Origin of the sequence: Streptococcus caprae, assembly GCF_042649745.1 — a bacterium.
In the GTDB taxonomy this organism is placed as follows: Bacteria; Bacillota; Bacilli; order Lactobacillales; family Streptococcaceae; genus Streptococcus; species Streptococcus caprae.
Genome location: NZ_JBHRZV010000041.1, coordinates 1 through 663, shown reverse-complemented (window position 1 = coordinate 663; position 663 = coordinate 1). Strand labels below are relative to the sequence as shown.

The 663-nt window shown below is 45.6% G+C and carries 3 tRNA genes and 1 pseudogene; 1 reads left to right on the top strand and 3 read right to left on the bottom strand.

Going from position 1 to position 663, the window contains the following annotated elements:
* A pseudogene (locus ACFORF_RS05575) lies at window positions 1-248 on the top strand (transposase); the annotation flags it as partial.
* Between the two features lie 137 nt (window positions 249-385).
* On the opposite strand, the gene ACFORF_RS05570 reads toward ACFORF_RS05575, so the two are convergent.
* From ACFORF_RS05570 to ACFORF_RS05560, 3 genes are all read right to left on the bottom strand, one after another.
* A tRNA-Glu gene (locus ACFORF_RS05570) sits at window positions 386-457 on the bottom strand.
* Between the two features lie 5 nt (window positions 458-462).
* Window positions 463-536: transfer RNA gene (locus tag ACFORF_RS05565), tRNA-Ile, on the bottom strand.
* A gap of 29 nt (window positions 537-565) precedes the next feature.
* Window positions 566-638, bottom strand: a tRNA-Thr gene (locus ACFORF_RS05560).
* Window positions 639-663: the final 25 nt, after the last annotated feature.

Below are 663 nucleotides of genomic sequence, written 5' to 3'. Positions count from 1 at the left end.
CCAGTTTTTTGAGCTTATCCAAGAAACACTTGATAGCGTAAATCCTATCTTTCAGACGGTGTTCAAGACATTCTTGAAAGACAAGGATAAGATTGTCAATACCTTGGCACTACCTTACTCCAACGCTAAACTCGAAGCGACAAACAATATCATCAAGGTCATTAAGCGAAATGCCTTTGGTTTCAGAAAGATGAAAAGAAAAAACCCGTATTTTCATTGCCTTGAACAGTGCAAAGGGCTGGGGATAGCCCTTTGCAGCTTGTCTCCCGAAAATGCGGGAGAGACAAGAACGAGAGAAGACAAGTCCTGTCCTCTCTCGGTGTTAAATAGGGCAACCCACTACAGTTGACAAAGAGCCAAAAAAGACTGCTAGGCAGTCATTATATAGTCCGTACGGGATTCGAACCCGTGTTACCGCCGTGAAAAGGCGGTGTCTTAACCCCTTGACCAACGGACCATATATGGGCACAAGTGGACTCGAACCACCGACCTCACGCTTATCAGGCGTGCGCTCTAACCAGCTGAGCTATGCGCCCTCTATAAAAACCTAAACTATTAAGTTTAATGCCGGCTACATGACTTGAACACGCGACCCTCTGATTACAAATCAGATGCTCTACCAACTGAGCTAAGCCGGCCTATTTCTATTATGCGGGTTAAGGG